The organism is Burkholderia sp. Bp8963 (genome assembly GCF_003854275.1).
Classification (GTDB): Bacteria; Pseudomonadota; Gammaproteobacteria; order Burkholderiales; family Burkholderiaceae; genus Burkholderia.
Window position 1 is genome coordinate 1 of record NZ_QTQP01000045.1, and the last position, 26,051, is coordinate 26,051.

General features: G+C 56.7%; 13 protein-coding genes and 2 pseudogenes. 14 read left to right on the forward strand and 1 reads right to left on the reverse strand.

Annotation, left to right across the window (positions count from 1 at the left end; translation table 11 throughout):
- From DID96_RS28595 to DID96_RS28635, 9 genes and pseudogenes are all read left to right on the forward strand, one after another.
- A pseudogene (locus tag DID96_RS28595) lies at positions 1-120 on the forward strand (IS30 family transposase); the annotation flags it as partial.
- A 59-nt stretch (positions 121-179) separates the two neighbouring features.
- Positions 180-1,490, forward strand: a complete 1,311-nt coding sequence (locus DID96_RS28600; protein ID WP_260464031.1) for a tellurite resistance TerB C-terminal domain-containing protein — start codon at positions 180-182, stop codon at positions 1,488-1,490.
- Positions 1,487-2,785: an ATP-binding protein gene (locus DID96_RS28605; RefSeq protein ID WP_124602593.1), complete on the forward strand. Its 1,299-nt coding sequence runs from the start codon at positions 1,487-1,489 to the stop codon at positions 2,783-2,785. The genes DID96_RS28600 and DID96_RS28605 overlap by 4 nt, the downstream gene beginning before the upstream one ends.
- Positions 2,757-4,985: a DEAD/DEAH box helicase gene (locus tag DID96_RS28610; protein ID WP_124602594.1), complete on the forward strand. Its 2,229-nt coding sequence runs from the start codon at positions 2,757-2,759 to the stop codon at positions 4,983-4,985. Before DID96_RS28605 ends, DID96_RS28610 begins: the two co-directional genes overlap by 29 nt.
- Before the next feature lie 177 nt (positions 4,986-5,162).
- The gene (locus tag DID96_RS28615; RefSeq protein ID WP_185732384.1) at positions 5,163-5,960 is read left to right on the forward strand and encodes a hypothetical protein; all 798 of its coding nucleotides are present in this window, start codon (positions 5,163-5,165) and stop codon (positions 5,958-5,960) included.
- Positions 5,961-6,696: 736 nt separating this feature from the next.
- Positions 6,697-7,320, forward strand: a complete 624-nt coding sequence (locus DID96_RS28620) for a hypothetical protein (RefSeq protein WP_260464032.1) — start codon at positions 6,697-6,699, stop codon at positions 7,318-7,320.
- 106 nt (positions 7,321-7,426) lie between these two features.
- Positions 7,427-7,855 (forward strand): hypothetical protein, encoded by a 429-nt coding sequence (locus DID96_RS28625; RefSeq protein WP_124602596.1) that lies wholly within the window; start codon positions 7,427-7,429, stop codon positions 7,853-7,855.
- Between the two features lie 180 nt (positions 7,856-8,035).
- Positions 8,036-9,004, forward strand: coding sequence for a sce7725 family protein (locus DID96_RS38120; RefSeq protein ID WP_148094518.1), 969 nt, complete (start codon positions 8,036-8,038; stop codon positions 9,002-9,004).
- Positions 9,005-9,207: 203 nt separating this feature from the next.
- Positions 9,208-10,086 carry a sce7726 family protein gene (locus tag DID96_RS28635; protein WP_148094519.1) on the forward strand — a complete coding sequence of 293 codons (879 nt, stop codon included), beginning with the start codon at positions 9,208-9,210 and terminating at the stop codon, positions 10,084-10,086.
- Position 10,087: 1 nt separating this feature from the next.
- Here DID96_RS28635 and DID96_RS39120 read toward each other — a convergent pair.
- Positions 10,088-10,389, reverse strand: a pseudogene (locus DID96_RS39120) (IS3 family transposase); the annotation flags it as partial.
- 413 nt (positions 10,390-10,802) lie between these two features.
- Between DID96_RS39120 and DID96_RS28640 the strand changes: the two are divergent.
- From DID96_RS28640 to DID96_RS28660, 5 genes are all read left to right on the forward strand, one after another.
- Complete coding sequence (locus tag DID96_RS28640) at positions 10,803-15,869, forward strand: HEAT repeat domain-containing protein (RefSeq protein WP_124602597.1); 5,067 nt, start codon at positions 10,803-10,805, stop codon at positions 15,867-15,869.
- Positions 15,870-16,214: 345 nt separating this feature from the next.
- Positions 16,215-17,789, forward strand: coding sequence for a hypothetical protein (locus DID96_RS28645; RefSeq protein WP_124602598.1), 1,575 nt, complete (start codon positions 16,215-16,217; stop codon positions 17,787-17,789).
- On the forward strand, positions 17,786-20,248 hold the full coding sequence (locus tag DID96_RS28650; RefSeq protein ID WP_124602599.1) for a hypothetical protein: 2,463 nt from the start codon (positions 17,786-17,788) through the stop codon (positions 20,246-20,248). The genes DID96_RS28645 and DID96_RS28650 overlap by 4 nt, the downstream gene beginning before the upstream one ends.
- 527 nt (positions 20,249-20,775) lie before the next feature.
- Positions 20,776-24,393, forward strand: coding sequence for an SIR2 family protein (locus DID96_RS28655; RefSeq protein WP_185732385.1), 3,618 nt, complete (start codon positions 20,776-20,778; stop codon positions 24,391-24,393).
- Between the two features lie 263 nt (positions 24,394-24,656).
- Positions 24,657-25,970 carry a hypothetical protein gene (locus tag DID96_RS28660; RefSeq protein WP_124602601.1) on the forward strand — a complete coding sequence of 438 codons (1,314 nt, stop codon included), beginning with the start codon at positions 24,657-24,659 and terminating at the stop codon, positions 25,968-25,970.
- The last annotated feature ends 81 nt before the right edge of the window (positions 25,971-26,051 follow it).

The following is a 26,051-nucleotide window of genomic DNA, read 5'->3' on the forward strand; positions in this document are numbered from 1 at the left end:
GCCTATTCCCAGGCCAAGCTCAACGCTGTTGCCAGGCGGCTTAATGAGCGTCCGCGAAAAACACTAGACTTTGATACACCGGCTGAGCGTTTTCATCAATTCGTTGCATCGACGGGTTGAATCCGCAGACGATTACGGCCAATCGCACTCAGCTACAGGCACGACCTGGCGCGATGTTCATGGCACTATCCAGCGCACCGGTTCCCGGGTTTCTCAGCGGACTACCTGATATCTCGGCTGTTTCGGGACCTCGTAAGAAACTTCAAAGTCTTGTCGACGAGTGTGCTGACGATCTCGACGCATATAGTCGATACCTGGGACGGAATCCGGAGGCGAAAGGAAGCATTGACGCAAACCTGCTGCTCCCAGCGGACCTGTGGCCCGACGATGCCGTAAGTGTGGTCAAGGGGCTCTCGCGGGAGGTTGAGGGTGGCCCTGTTGTTACGACGTTCGGCAAATTGCTTGAACGGCTGAGTTCATCGGGCGACCTTTCACGGGACAAGGTCGTTTCGTTGCTTGCGGCGTTGGCGGCAGCGGGTATCGCGCTCGAGCCCGATGTACGTTTGGGCGCGCGCATGCCTAAAGCAGAAGACGCGGTCGCACTGTTCTCGATGCCACCGTCGGCCGATATTCCTGCAGTTAGCGATAATTACGTCGTTGGTGCGTTGATGGTTGACCTCGCCGCGTCCATAGCGACGGCGGACGGCGAAGCAACAGACGTCGAAATCGATCTGATTAGCCGCGAGGTAGATGCCTGGTCTCACCTGACGGCCGAGGAGCGTGCGCGCTTGAAGGCGCACAATCGAGTGCAACTGGCCCAACCTCCGACCATGGCCGGGCTGAAGAAGCGAATCGAGGCCCTTACGAAGGAGGTGAGACGCGAGATTGCGCTGTTCCTGGTTCAAACGGCGAACGCAGATGGCGTTGTCTCGCCGGCTGAGGTAAAGCTGCTGGAGAAAATCTATCGGTTGCTCGAAATCGACTCGCAGCAGTTATACAGTGACCTGCATCAGAACACTCGCGCGGAAGGCCATGGAGGCGTCAGCGGCAAGAAGCCTGCAAGTCCGAGCGCTGGCAACGTGAGCGCAGGCTTGGCGCTCGACCCGGCACGGATTGCGGCACTCCAAAAAGAGACGGCGCGAGTATCCGCAATGCTGGCGGACGTTTTTGTCGAAGAGCAACCTGTGGTACAGCCTCCGGTCGTTCAGACGGAGGTTGTTGAAGCCGAAGAGCGCGGAGAAGACGCACAACCGGTCGGCAACGTGATTGGCCTCGATGAGGCCCACTCGATGTTCCTGCGAACGTTGGTTTCCCGCGCTAGCTGGAGTCGAGCCGAGTTGTCATCCGTCGCGCTTGATCTCGAACTCATGCTTGATGGAGCCATCGAGCAGGTCAATGAGGCAGCACTTGACCATTGGGATGAACCCGTTACAGACGGCGATGATCCAGTCGAAGTGAATCAGGAATTGGCGCAGAGGTTAGAAGCATGACTACAATTCGCCCGAAGGACCGGGATGCGGTCCTTCAATCGCTACGAGCAGGTGTCGTTCCGCGTGTCGGACAACATCTCATTCAGGTTGGTCGGGAACGCGAGCTCGAAGCGCTCCTAAAGGACGTTGTGCGCGTTGCTGATGGTGGCTCGAGCTTCCGCATCGTTATTGGCGAGTACGGTGCCGGCAAGACTTTTTTCCTGAATCTCGTTCGTGCGATCGCGCTGGAAAAGAAGCTGGTGACAATGCACGCGGACCTGAATCCCGATCGGCGTCTGCACGCTACGGGTGGCCAGGCGCGATCTCTGTACGCTGAGCTGGTCAAGAACATGTCGACGCGCACCAAGGCGGACGGGGGCGCGCTGGCCGGTGTCGTCGAAAAATTCATTTCGCAGGCCAAGAGCGAGGCGAAGGCCACGGGTCGCTCAAGCGAGGATGTGATTCGTGGCCAACTCGGCCAGCTGACGGAGATGGTCAACGGGTACGATTTCGCAGACGTGCTCGCCTCATACTGCCGTGGCTTCGAGGACGGTAACGAGCAGCTCAAAGGCGACGCCATCAGATGGCTACGCGGTGAGTTCACGACCAGGACAGATGCGCGTGCGGCGCTTGGCGTTCGGACAATCGTCGATGATGCGACCATGTATGACCAGCTCAAGCTGCTCGGTCGATTTGTGCGCATGGCCGGATACAGCGGATTGATGATCTGCCTTGACGAACTCGTCAACCTTTACAAACTCGCGAATGTTCAGGCGAGGAACTCGAACTACGAGCAAATCCTTCGCATCTTGAATGACTCGTTGCAGGGATCCGCTGAGGGGTTGGGATTCGTGCTGGGGGGCACCCCAGAGTTCCTGCTCGACACGCGGCGTGGTTTGTACAGCTACGCAGCGCTACAGTCGAGACTTGCCGAGAACACCTTCGCGACGAATGGGTTTGTCGACTATAGCGGGCCGGTGATTCGACTAGCTGCACTTACGCCAGAAGACTTCTATGTTCTTCTCGACAAGATCCGGCTTGTATATGCGTTCGGGGATCCCGCTAAAGCGTTGATTCCTGAGGATGCGATTCGGGCGTTCATGGGTCACTGCGGCACCCGTCTTGGCAATGAGTATTTCAGAACCCCACGGACGACAATTACCGCGTTTGTCAATTTCCTCGCCGTGCTCGAACAGAACGCGGACGCGGACTGGCGCCAGATGATCGGCGGCCTCAGCATTGAGCGGGATGGAGGAGGTGATGCTGACGTAGCGACGGACAGTGACGATGAATTCGCCAGCTTCAAACTCAGCTGATTCGCGCAGTTTCGACCTTCTCGACGAGCGAATCCAGCGATGGATTTGGAATGAAGGGTGGACTGAGCTCCGCGACGCACAGGAACGTGCGGTGCCGGCGTTACTGGCGGCCGATAGGGACGTCATCATTGCGGCAGCGACGGCCGCTGGCAAGACCGAAGCGGCGTTTTTGCCAATCTTGTCGAACCTGCTGAAAGATCCTGTTTGCTCCGGCTCGGTTCTATATATCAGCCCTCTCAAAGCGCTAATCAACGACCAATGGTCGCGCCTCGACAGACTCTGTGAGTCGCTCGAGATTCCAGTCGTCGCGTGGCACGGCGACGTTTCGGCGGGACGCAAGCATCGCTTTTTTAGGAGGCCAGTGGGGGTGCTGCTCATAACGCCGGAGTCACTTGAAGCAATGTTCGTGACTCGCGGTTCGATGCTCACCGGTGCCCTGAAAAATCTCCGCTACATCGTTGTTGACGAGTTGCATGCGTTTATTGGGTCGGAACGAGGCATGCAGCTGCAATCGTTGATGCATCGCGTCGACATAGTCCGTGATACACGTGTTCCGCGAGTGGGCTTATCAGCAACGCTTGGCGACATGGAGCTGGCGGCAGCCTTTCTGCGCCACAGGGCGCAGCGCCCCGTTGAGATCATCGAGTCCGACAACGCGCAGCAGGAAATCAAGATTCTCGTGAAGGGCATCGTGCAGAAGCCACCTCGCGTGGACGAAGAGCCTGAACTGGAATCGCCGAGTCTCGAGGACATCGTCCCGGGCAGCACGGTTGACATAGCCAATCAGCTGTACAAGGCCCTGCGAGGCTCAAATAACCTGATCTTCCCAAACAGCAGACGTCAGGTTGAACTCTATGCGGACCTCCTGCGAAGAGCATGCGAGCGTGACGGCTACCCGAACGAGTTCTGGCCACATCATGGGAGCTTGTCGAAGGACCTGCGCGAGGAGAGTGAAGCCGCGCTGAAGGCAGGTGACAAGCCAGCAAGTGCTGTGTGCACGACCACGCTCGAACTCGGCATCGACATTGGCGCGGTACGAAGCATCGCCCAGATTGGGCCGCCGCCGTCTGTGGCGAGCCTTCGCCAGCGGCTTGGTCGCTCGGGCCGGCGTGCGGGTGAGCCAGCCATTCTCCGTGGCTACTGCGTTGAAGCAGAGCTCGATGCCGACTCAGATTTTTCGGATCGAATCCGGGAAGGGCTGGTTCAGACCATCGCGATGGTCAATCTTCTGATAAAGCGCTGGTTTGAGCCGCCGAGGGCAGATGGTTTTCATCCTTCAACCCTCGTGCAGCAAATCCTGTCCATTATTGCTGAGCGTGGCGGTGCGACGGCAGCCGAACTCTGGGGCACGTTGGTCGCCACCGGCCCGTTCGTGTCCGTCGACAGGAGTACGTTCGCTGAGATATTGTGCAAACTTGGCCGACTTGACCTCGTCGTTCAGGAGTCCAGCGGCTTGCTCCTCCACGGAGTGCGAGGCGAGAAAATCGTCAACCACTACGAATTTTACGCGTCCTTCGTCACTGACGATGAATTCCGCATTGTCGCCGGAAGCCGCCAACTTGGGTCGCTGCCGGTTTCCCATCCGCTGACCCCAGGACAAGCCATTATTTTCGGTGGTCAGCGTTGGCGTGTTCGGGACGTCGACGCAGAGAAGAAAGTCGTTTACGTCGATCCTGACAAAGGTGGCGCCCCTCCGACCTTTGATGGCGCAGGCATCATGGTCCATGACATCGTTAGGCAGGCCATGTACAGCGTGCTTGCAAGTTCCGAGTCTGTTGGGTTTCTCGACCAGGGCGGGAGGAAATTGCTTGACGAAGCGCGTGAATACTTCCATGCGGCGCGCCTCGCGACTCGAGCGCTGTTTACGGAAGGGCATGATGTTATTGTCGCCACCTGGTCTGGCGACTGGGTCAATGACGCTCTGGTTTTACTACTGCGCTCGCTCGACCTCGACGCCTGGCATCAAGGTGTGGCCGTTGGAGTTCGGGGCGCCACAGTTGACCGGGTGACCGACGCCCTGAACGAAATCGCGGAGATGAAGCACGAGCACTTTGGTGCTGCTCTTGGTCTCGTCGAAAATGTTGACAACGAGAAATGGGACTGGACGTTACCGGACGAAACGCGGCGCGCTGCCTTCGCTGCGTCGCGCCTTGATCTCGGTGGCGCGGTCAAAGCTGCTCGGAAAATTCTACAGAAGTGAAGGCCGAGTTTGCGCGGATATGCCGTTGCTTAAACTCTTCCCCGTGGGCAGAAAGAATTGGCACGCCTTGGATTGCAGGTACGCGGAGTCGGGATAGATAGTGGAGCGCCGGCTGCGGCGCGGGAACAAAGAGGTCAAGATTAGTCAACAGCGTGGTCAGAGCGCTAGGGGAATAGCATGGCAGCTTTGGGAATTGGCCTGATCTTAGTCGGCGCGCTCATTGCATTGGCCGGCATCGGGGGCTTTATAGACACACGTAAAGTCGATCGGCGCTTCAAGACCGGGTACAAGAACAACGAACCTGACAGAAGAAATTTTGGCCGTGCAGGTAGGTTCTTGCTGTACGGCGTCGGGGTTTGCGTTATCGGCGCCGCTATCAATAGCCTCAGCGGATCCAAAGATGAAGCGCCACCGGTAGCAGCCACTAGTGACCAGAGCGCACCGGTTACGCAGTCGGCGCAGGCACCTGCCAGCGATACCACGGAGTCGACGGGAGACGTCGCGGCGCCCAACCCTACCGTTGCACAAGCTCCCGAGAGTGGTTCCGGCGTCGCTGCCGCTGATCAGTCGAACCAGAATTCAGACGCAATCGCTCCAGCGCCGGGTGCGCAGGAGCAGACTTCGCAAAATGGCGACTCAGGGGACAACTTAACGCCGGCGGCCCAAGGTCAAACGTTTTTGACGAGTTTCGACTGTAGACGAGCAAAGGCCGACGACGAAATTGCAATCTGCGGTGACCCTGGATTGGCTGCGATGGATCGTCAGTTGGGCCAGCTGTATGAGGCAGCTATGAAAACCATCGCCGACCCTCAGGCGCTGAAGCGGTCGGAATCAGACTGGGTTATCACTCGGCACATGTGCAACAGCGACGTCGAATGCTTGCGCCATGCGTACGGCGAGCGTATCGGGCAGTTCATGGGATCTTTGGGCTCAAAGCCGTTGATTTCTACCGATTCGCAGGCCGACAAAGAGTAAGGTTTGTATCTCACAACCACCGTGTACGAGTTGGGAGGGACATCGTTCAGCAGGGCAATTATGTCTTCGAGCATGGTCGCATACCGTTGGTCGAGGAAACGACAATTCAACAAACCCCCTTACTGGTTAGCAGGATCCGATGTCAGATCCTCCATTGGACAAGGGCGGTGCAGAGCTACCTTCCGTGCTGACGGTGAAACCTGTGAGTTGGCCATTAGCAATTATGGGGCGCTCGTTTGCAGTCGCCAATTCCACAAGGGGCTGAGGCAATGACTTGGACGGTTTGACGCCCAGGTCGCGCAGCATCTCAGCTTGTCTGATGACGTTGCTTTTAGGGGGCTAAGATTACGCTATTCAGTCGTTGCAGATTCTGGCGCTATCGAGCGGCTCGTCGGTCAAGGACTTTACATGCATACGGTCGAACACCTTTTTCTAGAGTTTCCACATGTCCCGACTAGGAATTGAAAGGTCAACTGGACTGGTCTACGAAGGCCGTGACAGTGCTTCCTATCTAGCTTTGCCGTCGCCCGTTCTATCTCAGTGCACGTTGGTGAAAACGCCGGACGACCTCACAAAACTCCCGGCGAATATGGATTCGGTGCCTTTTTCGTGGATCTTTCGGGAAGACTCTTTTGATGCCGTATCCCGTGTGCGCAGAGGACGGGTCTTTCAGAAACAGGGTGTAACGAATGCGGAGTCGTGCACTGTCAACGCACATGCGTCCTTGGTGTCAGACATGGCGCAAGGACGTAACGATGGACATATCGTCAAACAGCTCAATCTGTTTATGGAATGTCAGGAGCTTTTGGGCTTACCTAATCGTGGGGAGGGCTCACAGCTTGCCATCGGGGTCGCCGGGGCGTTCTCGCTGTGGCGCATTTTGCAGGTTGAGCGCACGGTGAACGGCGATGTAATGGTGACAGTGCGCGCTGAGTCGGCTATGGGAATTTTGCCCGAGTTGGACGAGACGAAAATTCACCCGGAGAGTTTAAGGGCGGTGATAGGAGCTGTTCGGCGTGTCTTGGACGTTGCCTATCGCGAGATTCCGACCTCTGTCGTAGACCAGTGCCGTAACGCGTGTGCAGCGATGGCCGCGCATTGGCTCCATCAACAGACGGGTGATGCCCAAGTGTTAGAGAAGGACCTCGGAAAGGTGATCAGTGCCGTGCAGAATGCGCTTGGGGCGGACAAGTCGCGCACTCTCTGTTCGGCCTTGGACATTGTCAACAGGCTGCACCCAAGAGGCAAGCACAATGAAGTACATCGTTACGGTCTTCGCGACGTGACCGAAGAGGACGCAGCCTTGGCAGTGCATGCGACAGGTTTTGTGATTCGTGAGTTTGGGTGGGCGAGAGCGTAAGTACTCGGTCGCCTGCGGGTTTATCCGCCGCGTCAAAGGCCAGTTCGCCGCGCGCTGTGCGCACTTTGAAGAAATTGCAATTTACTGACGAACGGGGAAATTGTGTATGAATGAGCCAACAGTTAACACCGAGGCAGTTCCCGTCCTTATCGAGGGCGCTGAAGGAAAAATCCGCGAGTTTCAGGCGAAGGTTGAAAGAATCGACGCTCGGGTCCAACAGCTCGAGGCGGACCGGGAAGCGGTTGAAGCCCTGCTCGAATACGTCAAAGAGGCTGCTCAGCGGAAGTCAGTGCTAACCGGGCTTTTCGTGCATGATTTTGAATATGGTTCTGCTGACCCGGTCCATCCTGAGATTGTCGACCAATACGAGAAGCGCTTAGCGAGACGTCTCGCATCGATCAAACAGCTCAAGCTGCTACGGGAGCAGCGAGTGCTAGCAATTGAATTTGCACAGAAAGATGTCGAACGGTTGAAAAAAATCCATGGCGTTCACCCTTGGCCAACCTATCTTGAATCTGCAGGAGAGGACGTCTAACGCTGCGAAGGCGCCTTTACGGGGCGAGACGATAGCGAGGTGCTTTTCACGAGAAATGCATCGTTTGATGCTGGTAGTAGTGATTTAGACCACTGAGGGCGGTCTTGTGCGGTAGGTGGGCCGCCGCCGGTAACATCCAGAGAGAAAGCTTAAACAACGAAACCAATGGGGGAACAACCTATGTACCATCCGTATCTCTTCGCAAGAAGAGGGGAGCTTCTAGCGTTCCGTGACATTGCGTTGCTTTTGTCCTCAGACGGCACTGTTATCCCTGTCTTCGAGCCGGTTAGTTCAAATATCGCCAGCTTGCGCCTAGCACTGGCGACAGCGGAAAAAGAGGGGCAGCCGTTGTATCTCATCATGAATCCGTCGTTGGGCGATTTCGAGAACGGTGCGGCGGAACGGTCAAAGGAATGGCTCGTCGAGGCAGCCAAAATTGTGAAGGAGGCGGCACGTGTCCGTCCAACCTTCCTCGCAGGAGCGGACACTGCGGTAGCTGATTTAAAGCGGTTCGTGAAGAATTGGGGTGGGCGAGACGCGGGCGTAGTCTTTCGCAATACGGCGTTGGAGGCTGCCACTGTCCGTGCGGAGGTGGACGGTCGGTTCACGGACTGCCGCTTCTTCCTGAAGGGCGCGACACCGTCGCCCGGTACGCTCGCCGCGCTTGGGGCGAACAATTGCGTTTTTGTCGAAGATCGATTTCAGGTTCAACCGAGCAACGCGAAATACAAAGGCAGTGAACCTTTCACTGGGGCGCATCTGACATATAAGGCACAAGGGTATGGTGGCTTCGGCGATTTTGCCTGTCTGCAGGGGAAGTTCAGAGAAGGCGGTTCGTTACCGGCAGCGGTAGCGATCCATCTAACGTACTTCGAGAAGGCAACGAAGGAGGTGTGGGTTGAGCACTTCGTCTCCAAATCACAGTTGCAATCAGACCGTGACTTGCCCAAAAAGATGCGGGAGGCAATCGCGGCTGCTGCGGCTGCGACCACGAGGGTTGCCGATTCGTTTGGCCACACGGATGCCTATCGGAAGTATTTGGAGGCAGACAGAACGAAGGAGTCCGTCGACCTACAGAAGAACAAGCGCTGGAGCGTGGCGCATCACCTCGACCTGATGAGCGGCCTTCTGTCGGGGAGATTCAGGTAGGTTTGCGGAGGGACGCGAACGAGCGTTCCCGTGGCCAAGACGAGGGGCAGCCTAGCTGATGTAGAATAGCGTCCGCGCAGGACATCTCCCGCGCGGCGCGTTTGCTCGGACGCACGTCTGGCTCAGTTGCCGGCGCATAAAGCGATTCGCTATAAGGCGTAGCTGTTTCGCAAGTGCAAACGGCAACGAACCGGAGACTACGAATGACGCTTTCAGTCGCTCAAGCGAGGCAAATCGCTGGCATTTTTTCTCGCCCTATTTTCAGGGAGCTCGCTTCAGACCATCCGTCGCCTAAAGTTCGGCGGCAGCTTCAACTGGCAAGTGATTCGCTCGCCTTTGTGGGCGGTGAGGTTCGTGAGCTTTTCGATACCGCGTTCGGTGCGCTAGTTCGGGACTATCGAAGCGAGTACGTCTACAAGAACATTATCACTAAGAAGCTGATTTTTGGCGTGCATAGTCCGAACTCAGCAGCGCTGCTGACAGAGTTCTGGGTCAACCATTCGAAGGCGGATTCGGTCGTGCTGAACGGAACCAGCACCGTCTACGAAATCAAGACAGAGTACGACAACCTGTCCCGCTTACCACAGCAGCTTGCGGATTACACGAAGGTCTTTGACCGCATCAACGTTGTGACTCACGACGGTGCAGTATCGTCTGTGCTCGCGATGGTGCCCGAACACGTCGGAGTCATCGCCCTCAGTCGTCGGAAATCGCTGCAGAAAGTCAAGCCGGCCACTTCGAACATTGATCGCCTTGACCACTGGACGATGTTCAACTGCCTGCGTAAGCAAGAGTTTGCAAATATCCTAACCCGTCGTTTCGGCGGGATACCTCAGACGACTCCCGACATGCTGCGCACGCTTGCTTTCGAGCAGTTCTCGCGGCTACCTAAGGATGTCTTAAGCGCCGAGTTCGTGCACGAGGTTCGTAAGCGCACTACGGACATGGAGGTAGCCCAGTTTGCGTCGGCACTGCCTGAGTCCCTCAGGACCCTCGGACTGTCCGAGCGGCTTAGCCGCGTAGCTCGAACGAGGCTGTTGGCGACGCTTGCGTCCAGTCGAGCATTGTCTCTGGGCGACTGACGGTCAGCAGGACTCGGTACACACGCTTGGCTTTGCCCCCCGCCTGGCCAGCGCCGTTCCTTTCGCGCCGCAGGATGCCCCAGACGCGCCAGTAGCAATACCTCGGCAACCCGGCCACGACCGCCTGGATTTCCTGGGCCAGAACTCTATCGTCCATCTGTCGCAACTGGCGCTCATCATGCCAGTCGGCAGGGCACGACAGTATCGCCACCACATTGAGCGCACCACGCCGAGGACTTCGCAGACCTGTTTCACTGGTCGTGCTCCGGCAGCACGGGCGAGCGCGCAATCCACTTTTTTGCTCGCCCGTACCCGCTATTTTAAGTGGGAGACCGTGTCCGGCGATTCAGGGGGCCGCTCCAGGTGCCGAAATCAGCCACCTTGTCTTTACGTCGGTCGAACGCAAGTGGAGCGTTGCGTAAGCATGGGTGGCGCAAATTTTCGGGATGTCGTTCCTTGCGAGTTAGCACAACGTTGGCGACAATCATGCCGATCAATTCGGTGCATAGTGCGAGTACGACCTTTCCAAGCGGGTGTCGATCTATGCGAGCAGCAGGTTGGCTGCGTAACCGTGGTAAGTCACCGTTCACGCTCAAAGGCGTAAACGTGATGGGACTTACACCGTGGTGGTAATGATTTGATCGCGTTTTCATGCGATGTCGCGTCCGTGCCTGAAGTAATGAGCCACGCCAAACAAGAATCTTAGGAGAATGTTGATGTCAGGCGGCGAAACCGCGCTACGCGGATTTGACTATCAGGCTACTGTAATTCTGGACGAGCTGTTGACTCACTTTGACAAGTGGGGCGCGGAGGGTTCCGTTCGACCCGAAGGGGAGGACGACTTGGACTTGTTCCCAGGTTTAGCGTCTGCAGGTGACGCGGCGCATGTACAGGTAAAGAAGCCCCGGCAGAACGCGGCTGGCGAGCTTGCCCCTTCGCAGTGGACGATTGCTGAAGCCGTAAGTGAACTACTACCACAATCGTTAAAACGACTCGCGCACCCATCGCGTCGCCAGATCTGGATTCTTGGCGATGAAGTTGCGCCGAGTCTTGCGGCCGCTGTTGCCTTGGGCCCAGCGTCACCTGCCAAGGCGTACCTGACTCTCATACACCTATTGGCTCGCAACGAAACGATGCGTTATGAGGGAGTGGGAGCGTCCGAGAAACGGCGGTTGCAGCGCTGGGAAGTTGCTCCGGTAGCGACGCAGACACTTGAAGGAAGCCTTGCCGAGATGGTTGAAGCTTTCTGCCAGCGTGCGACTGAGCGAGGTGTTGAGGCTGGCGAAATTCATGCGTATCGTGCTCGAGTTGGTGAGCTTCAGGTGAGTCTTCCGTCGATGCTACGTCGCATTGAGATTCGGGCCTGCAATGGCCTCGAGAAAATCGTTGCGGAGCGCGTGCAGGAGCGCCTGGCTAAGCGGTACGGGCTGAAGTTGACAATTGTGCGGGATTCGCTCTTTCGTAATCTTCGCGGGTTTATCAGCGATATCTCGAAGCAACATGGCCGTAGTTTTGGCAGCGAGGAATTCGACTACGAGGTTACGGCCGTCTGGCCTGAGATGGTACCGCTTAAGGCTCCACTTGTGCTGGATCCGGATCATATTCGCCGGCTCGATATCACTGACGTTCTCGTTGCCTCAGCGTCGAAAGTCGTGGAGGTCGTCGGGGTATCTGGCTCGGGAAAGTCGAGCTTGGCCGCTGAGGCAATCGAACGGATAGAAGGGAACAGCAAGCAGGCTCTCGCGTACTACGTCGAGGTTCGCAATCACACAAGTTTTCGCGATGTCCTCGCCGGTGTCACCTTGCGTTTGCGGCGATATGGAGCGGAGTCAGCGTTCGGGCTAGCGGTGGACGGCTCCAGCTCAATTGAGGAATCGGTGTCTGCTGTAGCTCAAAATCTTTCGCGGCTAAGCCGGCCAGTCGCTCTCTTTCTCGATCTGGTTGAGGGGCGGTGCGATACATCGTTTTCACATGATTTGTGTGCTTTTGTGCGGAAAATCATATCTTATGATGCCGACTTGCGTATCGTGGTGCTGGGACAGGAGCGCACACTAAGAGACTTTTCGGAGTTCGATCGGGATGCGCTTGGCATCGTACAGCTGGATGTACGTGGCTTTGAGTTCGAGGAACTGTGTCGGCTTGCCGAGGCACGCGGCTCCAGTATCCCTCGTGACATGCTGTGGCAGATTTTTGGACGGGCTACTAGGGGCAGGCCGGCGGGTCTCATAGCCGCGAGAGCCCGGAGCATCGCAGACATGTCGCCTCAGCTAGCGTTGGCTATGGCAAGCAGTGCGTCTGTCGATGAGATGATTGGGAAGGCGGACTGCGAGCGATTCGCGCGAATTTCCGGTATGGCTATCGATGCCGCGCGTAAGCTAGTCTGCTTCGCTTTGCCATTCAGTGCAGCGCAGGCGGCTGATGCGTTTCCTGACGACAATGTGCGGCAGGCCATCGTGGAGATGCTTGATTTAGGGCTTCTTCGTCGCTATGACGACTCCGCCTTTGAGATGCATGAAACCGTCAGGGCAGGGCTCGAGAGTGGCTTTGCACTTAATGTCCGTCGGTCCGCGCATTCACAGCTTGCCGAGTGGTACCGGAGTCTCGAAGAAATTCCAGCCATGGTCTTTCATCTTGATCAGGCCGGTCGCCATAACGAAGCTCGGGATGTCGCGAAGGACACGTTTATGAGTGGGCGATACTGGTCGCCGTTGCGCGACTATGTTGCCAAGCATGAGCTCATTTCGGGCGAAGAAGCCGTTGCACTCTTTACAATCGCTGAATCGAACGGAAATAGCTACTTGCTGCCGGAGTTGTTCAACGTCGGATCGGATTCTACGGTTGCCGATGCGATGCTTGAACGACTCAAGACGCTGCCCGACGAAGCGCGCGCCGACTGGTCGTGGACCAGCAACTTTATACAGGCAATATTGCGCAGCGCCCCGGGTAAATTACAATCGCTGCTGGAATACGCGCTGGAGATACCGGAAACGCAGTCTGGTGGCGATAGGATGATGCGATACGTCGAGCTTGCAGTGACTCGAACCGGTGTCGAAGTTGACCAATCATGTATAAATCTCTTCAATAAGCAGCAGGTCGACGGGAAGCGTCGCCTGCTTCGGCTATTTGTTGCGAGTGGGCGTCGACAGCCATTAATGGTCGCGTTGACGTTTCTCGCCCAGAATTACGAATTCTTGACCGAGGTACAGCGCCGTGCATTGAGCGAGCTGCGGTTGAATGTGTCAACTTTGGAACGAACGCGGGAGTTTCTCGTAGCGTTGCCGCAGCACAATATCGCACAAATGCTTGTGCGAAAAGCGGCACTTCTGGACCCGCTTCTTGGGCTGATATGGGCCCAGAGGCATTCCCTAAGAGCGCATTGTGTGCAGTTGATTGAACAGCTTGATCCGGAAGTGACAGTCGTTCACGGGGCGGCGCGCGTACTTATCGCATTAGGAGAGCCGGGATTACTCAAACTTTGCGACTCCGTAAGGCCTCAAGACAACGCTACTCGGACGCTGTTTCAGCTTCTTCCTGCACTGGTTCCGTGGCTCGCTGATCGCGCCGACTACGAAGCACGAATTCTCGACTGCAACATCGCTCTTCAAGATAGGCTCGCCTTAGTTCCGACTGTTCATGCTTTGGGGGCGGACCTCGGCGCGATACTCGAAAAGCTACGAGCCGCAGAACCGGAAAGCGCGAAGATTTGGGAATTCGTGATGCTTGGCGTCGCAAGCCAATCACCCTTTGAATCGGGCGTCCCGATCGTCGCGGAGAAATTGCGATCGAGGGAGAGCGATCCGTTGCTTCCGAGCCTTGTTTCGAGCTTCGGTCGGCTGGATAATGTTGCGGCTCGGGAGCTATTGCTCGAAGCAATGCATCACTCAAGTATCCCGGTCCGGATGGCTGCCGTAAACACACTGACGCACCGACGGGATCCTGGTACGTTGGATGCGCTTGTCGGTCGACTTGACTCGGAGTCAGATCACAATCTCACACAAGGAATAATTACCGCCATTGTTGCTTGCCATCCGAGCGTTGATGTGGCGAAGCGCATTGATTGGTCTCGCTTCCCGTCAGCGCGGATCTGGCGGATCGTGCTTGCCAGCAGACTGCGCAACGCAGCCGAAGCGCGCGAAATTGTGGATGCGGCAACAGACGTGGCGCAAGTATGGCAACTTCGGCGTGCAGCAATTTTGGCGGCGGCGAGGCTTCGCAATCACGAGATCGTCGAGGAGATCTACCACTCGGTACGCGACGAGCGATCCCCCTTTGAGCTAGATCAGACGCATAACCTAGTCGGGCATGAATCAGCTCTCCATCTACTCACGACCGGGCTGCCTCTGTTCACAAGGTTTCTGGATGAGAAGTCTGAGTTTTTGAGCTTCATTGGGGGTGTATTTGATGCACAACAGAATGCCGAGATTGCGATGGGCAATCTGCCAGCAGGGCAGCAGATTGCCGACTGGCTCTATTGTGAATTGGTGGCACATAAATACCCGCTGGACCAGTCCGGAGCCATTCGCCTTATCGACAAGCTCCAAGTGCCAACGCTACACGCAGCGTTGCTGCATTCTCTTCGGGTTGTTGGGCGATTCGATCTAATCGAGGTGGAGGCGAGGAGCGCCTACAGTCTTTGGTACCTGATCCGGTGTCTGATTGAGTTCCGACACGCCGTTCAAGGTGACCCCTCGGTTCGCGAGCGTGTCCGGACAATCGTCGCAAGTTCGCAGTGGGCATCCAACGGCTGGCTGCTGAACGTAACGACGGAGTTCTTCGGCGGCTTCGACGCCCAATTCAACGCTGCATCTATAGGGCCATCAACGAGCGACGCCGAGGCGAGAAAAAGGGCATTCATTGACGTGAGCTGCTCGGCGGCTACGGCAGCACTGAGCGGCCAAATAGAATTGGACGCTTCGCTGCCACTGCGACTCAATGTGGAGTCTAGGCAGACGTACACCGAGCTCGTCCACGAACTGAACCCGGTGAACGATTACGTTCGCGATGCAATGCCTCGGGAAGCCTCGTTGCGATTCACAGTAGACGGTTATCTTGTCAACGATGGACGACATCCTCGTAAAGAGAACAACGCCAATTTGCGCGCAAGATTGCGACCAGCGATAGCCGCCGCTAACCAATGGGATACTGGCATTGGATGGCATGACGCGGCGCTAAGCGATGACAGATTCGGGCAGTATGCGCGCCAATTCCTCGACTGTCTCTTGGCGCGGTGTGACGCACATGTCTTCTACCGCGAGTTGGCGCGGCATGAAGGATTGTTGGTGCCTTCCATTTTCGGGTCAAAAATACACGCCGAGAATGTCAAGCCTTTGGTGGACGAGAGAATGGTTCCGATCCTCTCACGATATCTCGGGTCGGGATCGGACTCACTTCTATTGGGACTTTGCACCGTGGCTGGTTACATTGAAGCCCCTACCGTCGATAGTGTTCTCGATGGTCTCTTTACCCGATGGCTTAATCGCTTTGAACCTGGTGTGCAACTGGTCCAGCACGGCGAGAATCACGAGCTGTGGATCGCGTTCGCTCGGCTCACGAAGCATCCTCGCTTTGAACACATCCGTGATTGGGACATTCGCCTAGAAGCACTGTTGGCGACACCGATGTTCGACCACCACAAAAATGACGTGTTTCGATTGCTGGGTCGCAGCCCGCGTTCGTATCGTACGCTTGAATGTCAATTGTTCAGATACTACTCGCTTGCGCACTGGCGGAGGGATAAGGTCGAAATGCTGGACGATGATGTGGATCGCCTCTTTCAATGTTGAACGGTATTGGCTTCTCGCTTTGTGAAATTAGATGGCAGAGGGAAATGTGGTGAGATTCGATGCATTGCGTCCTCAATGAATATACATCGGTGTTTATCCTTGAACGACTGCGGGCTAGCCATCGTGCTACGGTGATTAGTCGGCCGCCAGTTGCATGGGCATTGAGTCCTTTGTCGGTGTTCATCCGCCTGCCGCAGCGCGGCCACGTCCCCGTCCAATTTCGACATGTAGTCGCTACAATGCGAATGCGCTTCAAAGATTCCCTTGCGAAAGGGAAGCAAGGGGAGCGAGCCTACAGATAGCTAACAAGCAGGTAAGGCAGTACCTACGGGGAGCAGGGCAACAATGGAGACGCGACTTCGCGCGCCGGCATCGCCGCAGTGGGCAGGGTCTGGTGAACGACGCGGACTTGACCCGCTTGGCATGCAGAACCAAAGCATCGAGCTATACCAATCACTGCTACCGGGCCTCGGTAACGTGACGCTCCGAATGCGGTACTACGGGCTGTATGCATGGCTGGCATCGACATACGCCCAAAGAGTTGGAAGTGAAGACCCGGAAGTCTGGCGCCACTTCTTGCGACGAGGGGAAGCCCTATATGCGTTGATTGCTGTCGCGGCAAACGATTCAAATGGTGTCGCTGGGTCGGAGTGGGCAAAACGGGAGCTCGCGGCCGCTGGCGACGGTGACATTTCGCTGAGCGCTGCAGACAGTCCGTCTGTTCCCCATCTGCAGCAGTCATTTGGTGCGTTCGGTGCTGCGTACGGGTCACCTCTCTTCGATTTGAAGATTCTCTTCGAGAACCGCAAACATCGAATTCCGACACCCAGCCCGGACCAGGGCGAAGGCCTCGCGCGCGCGTTTGCAGAAGCTGGCGGTGACGCCGCCGATGCCTTCTGCGAAGCGATAATGAGTCGGTCCGTGGCAACAACGGCGCTTGCATCGATGGCGTCCCTTACGCCTTCGCGGATTGGTATCGACAGTGCCGAACGTAACTGTTATCAGGAAATTCTGCTCAAGGTACAGGAGTCGAAGCGCCACGCCGCTCGGCGGGACACACTTCTCCTGCTTCTGGAACTCGCGGCGCAGAGCGGTGAGCTCCCGGAAGTTCTCACCTTTCGGTGGGCGATGTATACCGGGAATCTATCCGACGGTACGCCGCTATCGCTAGCAAGCGACGAGCTTCGCCAGCGCAGGGAAGAGTGGTGGCTTTACCACGCCAATGACCTGATGCACGTGTGCCTCGAAGCACTGCTAGGCTACCTGCTCGAACTGCTGGAAACGGATTATCCGGGCGGAGTCTCAATGGAATCGCTGGTGCAACACGCTGTTGAGGACATACTCCAAAGCGTCGAAAGTATGGTCCAGACGTGGCGAGAATTTGCAAACCAGTCGCTCTCGACCGAGATCGAACCTGACCATGATTCCGGAGGCGAACGGACGCTCGCTGAAGCCCTTCTGCGGGGGAGATACGGGACAAAGGGTAGTTCGAAGGCAGATTACGCCGTTGATGCGCTGCGCCTGCTGACTCTGTTGCAGCATCGGCTCGAGCGTCATCATGATGTTGTTACGAGAAGATTTGGCGAGCTGAACCCGAAGATCTCCCGCACATTGCTGTCCGAGGTAGCATTCCTTGAGGCGAGTGCGGACGACCCGTTGTGCGACACGCTGTCCGAGCTTTTGACCGAGCGAGTGCTCCGTCGTCACTTATGGATTGCGGTGCAGAAACTGCGCTACCAGAACGCGTATACCTTTCTGCTCGACGTAGACAATGGACGTCTGCAGCTGAGAAAGAAGGATGGGCCCGTGTTCACGAATCCGAGAGTGTCGCCCGCCATCACGTTTCTCCGCGACATCCATCTACTCTCCGAACAAGGAATCACACCGCACGGTCGCGCGGTGATAACGGCAGCAGCATGAAACAGCGAACCCCCCTCTATCAGCATGTGAAGGGCAGCAACTTTCACACTGCGCTTGCGTCAACGTTCGGAATCGATTTCACCGCCTGGGAGAATGTCGTCCTGCCTCGTCTCCAAGCAACGGGATGCCGCAATGTAATGCTGCTAACCGATGCGGGGATGATGACACAAGCTATGAACGGCGCCTCGGTATTGCCGCGCAAGGCTGGGCGAAGCTATACCCCAAATGCGATATCGGCATCGCGAGTGTTCCATCCAAAGCTCACATTGTTGATTGGACGGGAGGCGGCGCGATTGATTGTGGCTTCAGCGAATATCACTGCTCCAGGACTCGCTGGAAACCTTGAGGTAGCCGGCGTCGTCGATGCGAGACCGGATTTGCTCGGGGAAACACAACTAGTGGCCGGCGCACTTCGCTTTTTGCGCTCCCGACTAGGTGCGCAGGGGGACGTAGTAGCTCATCAACTTGAGCGGATGCACAACCGTGCGAGTTGGCTGGTTAATACGGAGCATTCCGATGATCCGATCCAACTGGGCGACGGTAGCGCTGCTCAATTCCTATGCAGCGACGCCGAGGAGGGTATTGGGACCCGATTCACGCGCAATGTGGGGAGTGCGCGCGTCAAAAGGCTCATTGTTGTCAGCCCGTACTGGGACGCTGACCTTTCCGCTCTACGAGCCCTCATTGAAGCGCTAACGCCCGAAAAAACCGTGCTGTTGGTCGACGTTCAATGCAAACTGTTTCCGACCCATGCCTTTGGGCATCTGACCGATGTAGACGTCATTGATATCGAGGCTGCGGCCGGTTCAAGTTTCGTCCATGCCAAACTGATCGTGGCTGAAACCGAGGCCGCCGACCATGTCCTCTATGGGAGCGCAAACTGTACGGCGGCGGCTCTCGGGACCGCAACTTTCCGTGGTTTGAACGATGAGGCTTGTCTTTACCGACGATTGCCTGCAGCGAGCATCGTCGAGGAGCTCGAGATGACGGAGCTTCTGAATCGTGCACCGGTCGGAATTGACGAGCTGCCCGCTCAAGCTTTGGCGCAGAGTCTGAAGTTCGAGACCCTGCGAACGAGCAATCCCGGCGGCTTCGAAGTCAGGGAAGACATCATGTCTTGGCGCCCACGCAGGGAGAGCGTCCCGGAAGGGACCGTCGTGGAACTGTTCGATCTTGACAGGAACGTATCGCCTGCGAGGCTCGAACCACTTGATGCGGTAACCCGGAACGTCTGGCGCTTCAGGGTCGTGGGCGATCTTCCTGCGTTTGCACGCGTGCGCTACCCGGACAACACCCGCTCAGCGCTCGCCTGCGTGACCGTGGCGTACGATATCTACGCGTTGGCTCGTGATGTTCGTGGGAAAAGGGCCGAGGAAACCGTCGAACGACTGACCGGCAGCAATGAAGTCGGCGTCTTCATGCTCGAAGCGATACAGGCATTGGCCCTGGCCGAAAGTGAAGCCGAAACGCCTCAGTCAGAGTTCGCTGCTGGGGGCAAGCAGGGTTCCGAACGACCAAACGCTCCGGAGGAGCCAAGAGCTTACAAAATCCTGTCGTATGAGGAGTTTGTAGCTGGGAGCAAAGCACGTAGCGAGAAACGCGGCAACGGTCCGGGTCTGTTCGTCGACAGCGGGCTATGGCATGTTCAGCAATTGCTGAATCGCTCGATTGGAATTGCTAACCGCCAAACAGCCACTTCCAGTTCGGAGTCGGATGAAAACGAGATTCGCCGCCTCTTCCGGCGAGGGGATGAAACTGAGAACCCCGAGGGTGAGCTCAATTCAGCTGAGATGCTTCAAGCGGACGGCGACAAGAATGACATTGACGATCGGCGCAAGGAAGCCGATGAGCGAGAGCGCTACACCTCGGAACTACTCACATCGGTCCACAAGCACGTGGAATATCTGTGGACGCTCAAGCAGAAAAAGGAAGCGTCCACAGTTGACGTACTTCGTCTCCGTGTTGTCCTCATGCTCATCGCATCGGCATCGACCGGCAAAACCCCGACGGACATGCTCAAGGAGCATGACGCGAACCCAAAATCTCGGCTTGTGCTTCCCGCTGCAGGGGACATTTGCTGGCCACGGCTGATGCTCGCGCAGCTAGGCATATTCTTCAGCACCAATGCGCCGGTGATTCAGTATCTTCGAATCGTATCGAAAGAAAGCAGCATGCCGTCGGACATCCTTGAATGCTGGGCAACATGCGTCTGGTCGCTTCATGCCTGCCGGATCGCAGTCTGGCGTCATGGCGAAAGACAGGACATGCGAATTCTCGGGCGCCAGCTGCGCACGCTTCCCCAACAGATTTATCACATGCTTGGGATGAGCAACGAACAGTTCGAAAGTGACGCGTTCGCCCGTACGTTCAACAGTCTCGTGAACCATTTCGCGAAGCGTCTGGACATGGACCCGGAAGAAATGCGGTCCCTCCACAAGGGTATGCTTTCCGGGGAGTAACGCTCAGCGATGGGACTTACGAGTTTGGCCAGATGCTACTCATCTCGAACGGGGATGAACCTTGCGTTCCCGTCTTCAATGTTGATAACCACATGGTGTATGTCATCCGACGGTGGGGGGGGCGGTAATCGGGGCTGAGCGCGTCTTCGCTCAGAAGTACAATCCGTAGGTCGCGTTGAGACCGTACTTCCTTAGTTTTTTCACGGCTTCCGACTTCTTTCTCGGGAAGAACGATGGAGCAACATTGAAGGCTTCTCCCACGAGCGGAACTCCGCCCCCTTATATGGCATCTCGCGTGCTGGAAAATTACGCTCCACGCTTCTACCTCATGAGAGACTAAACTGAGATTCTTTGCTGACGGTCCAATTATTCCGAATGAGCTTCTCACGTATCAAGACCGTGGCGAAGTCGTATTCTTCTGCGGCGCGGGGGTTTCGATGCCCGTTGGCCTCCCAAGCTTCTTTCGGCTTACCACCCAAGTCATGGCGAGCCTTGGCGTTGCCCCGACATCTCCGGCCGGCGTGGCGATGGCAGACGCGATACGTGAAAACGATCCAGGACTTGCGCCCCCGTTGGACCAGGTGTTCGGGATGCTACAGCGTGAATACTCCCGCTCTACCATCGAAAAGGAGGTCAGGGGGCTACTTAGAACGCCTCGCAACGCCGACACCCGCAATCACGAGTCTATACTGAAGCTTTCAGTTGATGCCGATGGCAAACCTTTCGTTGTTACGACAAACTTCGACCTCATGTTCGAGAAGGTAGAGGGTCGTTTGCAACGATGGTGCTCCCCGCTCCTGCCTTCAATGGTCTTCAACGAGTCACCGCGCGGTATCGTCTATCTTCACGGGCGTCTCGCACACAATCACGATGAGAGTGGAAACCTGATTCTCAGTTCGGCAGATTTTGGCAGGGCCTATCTGGCAGACGGCTGGTCGACAGAATTCATGCGCGACCTCCTCGAACGGAGAGTGGTGGTCCTGCTGGGTTATTCCGCGAGCGACCCACCCATTCGATACTTGCTGGAAGGATTGTCGACGAGTTCGTCGTCGAAGCTACGTACTATCTATGCGTTTGATAAGGGGCCAGCGGAAGATGTCCGCGCGAAATGGAATGAATTGGGAATCGTGGGGATTGGCTTTGACCAATTTTCGCATCTATGGGCGACGCTAGACGCTTGGGCTAACCGGTCAAGCAATAAAAGCGCATGGGTGTCACAGGTTATCCGGCTAGCACACTCTTCACCGCGTAACCTAGCCGCATACCAGCGAGGCCAGGTCGTAGCCCTTGTTGCTACACCGGATGGTGCCAAATCGTTCGCGGAAGCCACCCCTGCGCCTCCGTCCGAGTGGCTTCGTGTTTTCGACAAGTATTCTCGATATGGTCGAGTCGAAAAAGCTCGCCCTCCGCAACGCCCGAACGACATAGACCCCCATCACCAATACGGGCTCGATGATGACCCACCACGCGACGTTTCCGGTGAGGCTCGTGCCGTACAGGAAGGGGTGGATATTCTCTCCACATTGCCCACTGACGTAGCCGAGACTGGTCGTTCCCGCATCTCGAATATGTACCATCGGGCACTGCCACTGAACTCTCGTCTCCAATGGTTTGTGCAATGGTTTGCACGTGTTTTGGACCAGCCGGCCGCACTCTGGTGGGCCATGCGACAGCGCGGGCTACATCCCGAAATGCTCGCAGCCATCCGACGCAGGCTTACACATATCGCCCCAACTATGCCGCCGCTCGACGGCGAAGCTAGACGCGTCTGGTCGCTGCTCCTTGAGGCATTGGTGTCTTCTGCGAATCACTCGAGTAACCATGAATGGGTCAACCTCCAGATACGCATTCGCGCAGATGGATGGACCGGCGCGGTCCTGCGTGAGCTCCAGGACATCGCTCAGCCATACCTGGTCGCGCACCCCTTTCTCTTCGACCTCAGCCTGCATCCGGCCAACGGAGAGCCTGTTGAAATCGGTCGGGTAGTCCGCTTCGACGTGCAGACACCCAGTCGACGCGGAGCCAATATCGATGTCCCAGATGACTATGTTCGTCCGGTCGTCAGAATCATGCGAGGAGTTTTAGAAAGAGCCATCGGTCTGTTGGATGACGCTCATGGGTCTCATAAATTTTATCGTACGCCGGCGATTTCTCCGGAAATCAGAGGCAATTGGCAGCCCCCTCATCAGGATGGTTTGGACGCTGACTTTTTGTGGTTTGTCGAACTATGTGAGCGGCTTCGTAAACTCTCGCCGGACTCTCTTCGAGAGGAGGTGAATGCATGGCCGGCCGCAGATGGATACTTTTTCGCAAGGCTCCGGATGCACTTCTGGAAAGAGCGTGACCTCTTCGACGGCCAGGCGGTTGGGCACAGCATCCTTGCATTTTCGGACGACATATTCTGGAGTCCATATGCCAAACGCGAGTTGCTCCCTTTACTAAGAGCGCGTTGGGGTGACTTTTCAAGCACGCATCGACACAGTATCGAACGTCGCATCCTAAAAGGTCGTCGTCAATACGATGGCGAGTCTCCAAAAGACCACTCGGCGGACAAGAAGTACAACGCGGGCATTGCTTTGGGGTGGCTGCAACGAAACCGGTGCCGACTATCTCCGGGCGCCGAAAAAGCTCTCACGCGCATTCGAAGCGCGAAGGATTGGCCAACGGAGCATGAACTTGGGGCGGATCACGACTCAGACGGACGGACAGGTTGGGTAGAGCAGCGTAAAGACCCGAGCGACCTTCGCAACCTTCCAAACGGATTGATTGCATCACGCGCGCTCGAAATGTCGAAGCTCCGGTTCGAAGATTTCGTCGAGGATCGCCCTTTCACCGGTCTGGTGGAAAGCCAACCGGTCAAAGCTTTGCTTGCGCTGACCATTGAGCGACGACGGGGGAATTATCCTGTCTTCCTCTGGCGTCAGCTAATCTCGTCATGGCCAACTGCGACCTCGGAACGGCTGTTTCTTGCCTGCGCGCATCGGCTTGCTGACTTGCCGACGGAAGCCATGTTTGAGCTTCGATATGAAGTCACGCGATGGATTGAGCGTTTTGCCCTTCGCATGTATCAACTCCAGCCCGAAGAGTTTGGGACGGTTTGGGACAAGGTATTCCACAGCCTTTGTCAGAGCGGAGAAAAGGCTACCGCCAGCGCTATCTCACGCTCTACGGACTCGAAAGGCAACGCGCGGTCAACGAAAACTGTCGACCATGCCATCAACGGCCCGATTGGGCACTTGCTGGAGGCATTGTTCAACACCTTCGGTGACAAGAAGTTTGTCAAGGGAGAATCCTTCCCTGAAGGTTTTCGCGTAAGAGTGGAGCGCGCATTAGGCGCTCCAGGAGACGGGGCATCGCACACCGCCATCTTGCTTGGAAGACAACTAAATTTCTTGTACTTGGTGGATTCTCGATGGTTCAAGCGTGAAATCTTGCCACACCTCTCGGTCGACGACGCGCTGTCTGAGTCGCTTTGGGCAGGCGCAATCGCCGAGATAAAGGTGCCTGCGCCGGCAGCATTTTTTAAAGCGGTGAAGCAGGATTTCCTGATGATTTTAGGCCAGCCAGAAAAATTTCACCTTGACGAAGGAGCCGACCGGAAGCTTGCGCAGATGCTCATCCAAGCAACGTTCTGGAGCGTCAAACACGCCGGATACGTCACCGTCAAGGAATGCCGGGACGCGCTGCGCACCTGCAGCGAATCTGGTCGTCAAGCCGCACTGTGGGTGGTTGAGCAAATCGTACCGGTCGAAAACAACTGGGAATTGTTTGGAAAGGGCTTCTTTAAGCTAGCGTGGCCCAGAGAGGTGGCCTATCGAACGAGCTCGACGTCCGAGGCCATGGCTCGCCTTGCTACAGAAATGCGCGACAAATTCCCTGAGGTAGTGGATGCCATCCAGGAGTACCTTACTTTCGTTGAGTATCCTGACACGGTGATTTTTGGTCTGTTGGACGAGCGACACGGAACCTCGATAGCTGCGCGGTGGCCCACCGAGACTCTTGCTGTACTAACGAAGACTATCCGCCTCGACACATCAAGCGTCCCGTTCCAGCTTGGAACAGTATTGAATTTGATTGCCGACGCAAACGAAAGTCTGAGGACACATAAGGCATGGCGAGACCTAGCGGGCCTGCTTTCCAGGTAGTGCCTCGACGAGAACAATGGCAAGCTCAGACAAGCCGACCTTTGGGAAGCAGGCGCGGCCCCAAGGTCCTCCCGAACGTTGCCGTACCACGCAGGAATTTGTCTTTCGTCGACCGGTGGCTGGGCAAAAGCAGGACATCCGGGACGCGGCCACCTCAATGTGTATCTAGGCGGCGTTTGCCGCGCGGTGTGTGCCGGCGCCGTGGAGTTCTACAACGGTCACGATTTCGCGGCGACTCCGAGGTCAATCCACGTGGAGGAACAATGAAGCGCAGCGAGCTGTACGACAAGGTCTGGTCGGCCCCGATTTCGAAACTTGCGCGGGAGTTCGGCGTTTCGGACGTAGGATTGGCCAAGATTTGCCGCCGCCATGCTATCCCGGTGCCGCCCAGGGGCTACTGGGCGAAGCTTAAGGCAGGGCAAAAACCCTCACGAATTCCGTTGCCCACCCCAGAGCTCGATGTTCATGTCAGGCTCGACGTGCTTGACCCGGAAGAGCTGGCTCGGCAGGCCGAAATTCAGAAACGAAGAGCCGAAGCGTTGGAGGCACAAGCTGCGCAGGCCCAGGCTAGCGAACCGATTGAGTTCGCAGCAGATCTGGAAGGTGCTCATCCTCTTGTGAAGGCGACGCAACGATATTGCGACCGCATTCCGCGTCTGATTGAGAAAGCCACGCGTGCAGGCTATCGCGGCGCGCGAATAGATGATCCGAGAGATCGACCGCCGCCGGCGCAACACGGCCGTTATCATCTCCTGCACCGTGGGTGCCTTGATATCAACGCCTCTCTTGAGTCCATCGAGTGGGTTCTACGATTTCATGCGACCGTTTTGCGCGGGCTGACAGATGGTGGAATGGTCATAACCCGACGAGAAAAAACGGAGGAGCGCTCTGCCGGAGCAACGCGTGAAGCGGCTGTTGAAATGAAGTTCAATGGCGAGACACTGACGTTAGCGTTTTCCGAAGGTTATCGTCGAATTCGACTATCGCCTGATGAGCTAGAGAAGAAACGGCGTGAGACTTCTTGGGCAAGCGAGTACGAAACGCGACCGTCAGGCAATTTCACAGTCAGCATCCGTGGGACCGAGTATCAGGCGAGCAAGGCGTGGCAGGGGACTCAGGAAAAACTGCAAGCGAAGGTGGATGAGATCGTTCGTACGGCGTTCAAGTTGGCCTGTCTGCAACCTGAACTGCGCAAGGAAAGGGAGGCCAAGGAGAAGACGGCGCGACGTGACGCGGAACTGCAGCGCCAGGAGCAGCAGCGTCGCACGGCCAGAGCAGAGCAGGTGAAGCAGGCGTTCTTGATGATGGAGGCCGATGCCCGCGTTCGACAGCTGAAAGAATTCCTGGATCGGCTCGAAAAGAGTATTCCGGACTTCGTGCCTCCCTTCGATGAGCGCCTCAAGGTATGGCTCGACGTGGTGAGGGGCGAACTCGCGGCAAATAATCCGGTTGACGCAATCATGCGGCGGTGCTTGTCGGCACCGCTTTGGGGCTCGTGGCCGCCGGCGTGGTGGCCGGCAGAGCCTACCAGTGAGGAGCCGCAGAACGATGAGGGTGAAACACCTTGTCGAACGTAGCTGAGAGAGCCTTTTGCCTCTCACCATGTATGCACGGTGTCGAGAGCGCCTTATTCGGTTGAGGTCGCACCGAGCCGACGG

What these genes read in the sequence shown, in the direction of transcription:
- DID96_RS28600 (WP_260464031.1), top strand. Translation starts at nt 180, where the DNA reads ATGGCACTATCCAGCGCACCGGTTCCCGGGTTTCTCAGCGGACTACCT.
- DID96_RS28605 (WP_124602593.1), top strand. Translation starts at nt 1,487, where the DNA reads ATGACTACAATTCGCCCGAAGGACCGGGATGCGGTCCTTCAATCGCTA.
- DID96_RS28610 (WP_124602594.1), top strand. Translation starts at nt 2,757, where the DNA reads ATGAATTCGCCAGCTTCAAACTCAGCTGATTCGCGCAGTTTCGACCTT.
- DID96_RS28615 (WP_185732384.1), top strand. Translation starts at nt 5,163, where the DNA reads ATGGCAGCTTTGGGAATTGGCCTGATCTTAGTCGGCGCGCTCATTGCA.
- DID96_RS28620 (WP_260464032.1), top strand. Translation starts at nt 6,697, where the DNA reads ATGGCGCAAGGACGTAACGATGGACATATCGTCAAACAGCTCAATCTG.
- DID96_RS28625 (WP_124602596.1), top strand. Translation starts at nt 7,427, where the DNA reads ATGAATGAGCCAACAGTTAACACCGAGGCAGTTCCCGTCCTTATCGAG.
- DID96_RS38120 (WP_148094518.1), top strand. Translation starts at nt 8,036, where the DNA reads ATGTACCATCCGTATCTCTTCGCAAGAAGAGGGGAGCTTCTAGCGTTC.
- DID96_RS28635 (WP_148094519.1), top strand. Translation starts at nt 9,208, where the DNA reads ATGACGCTTTCAGTCGCTCAAGCGAGGCAAATCGCTGGCATTTTTTCT.
- DID96_RS28640 (WP_124602597.1), top strand. Translation starts at nt 10,803, where the DNA reads ATGTCAGGCGGCGAAACCGCGCTACGCGGATTTGACTATCAGGCTACT.
- DID96_RS28645 (WP_124602598.1), top strand. Translation starts at nt 16,215, where the DNA reads ATGGAGACGCGACTTCGCGCGCCGGCATCGCCGCAGTGGGCAGGGTCT.
- DID96_RS28650 (WP_124602599.1), top strand. Translation starts at nt 17,786, where the DNA reads ATGAAACAGCGAACCCCCCTCTATCAGCATGTGAAGGGCAGCAACTTT.
- DID96_RS28655 (WP_185732385.1), top strand. Translation starts at nt 20,776, where the DNA reads ATGGCAGACGCGATACGTGAAAACGATCCAGGACTTGCGCCCCCGTTG.
- DID96_RS28660 (WP_124602601.1), top strand. Translation starts at nt 24,657, where the DNA reads ATGAAGCGCAGCGAGCTGTACGACAAGGTCTGGTCGGCCCCGATTTCG.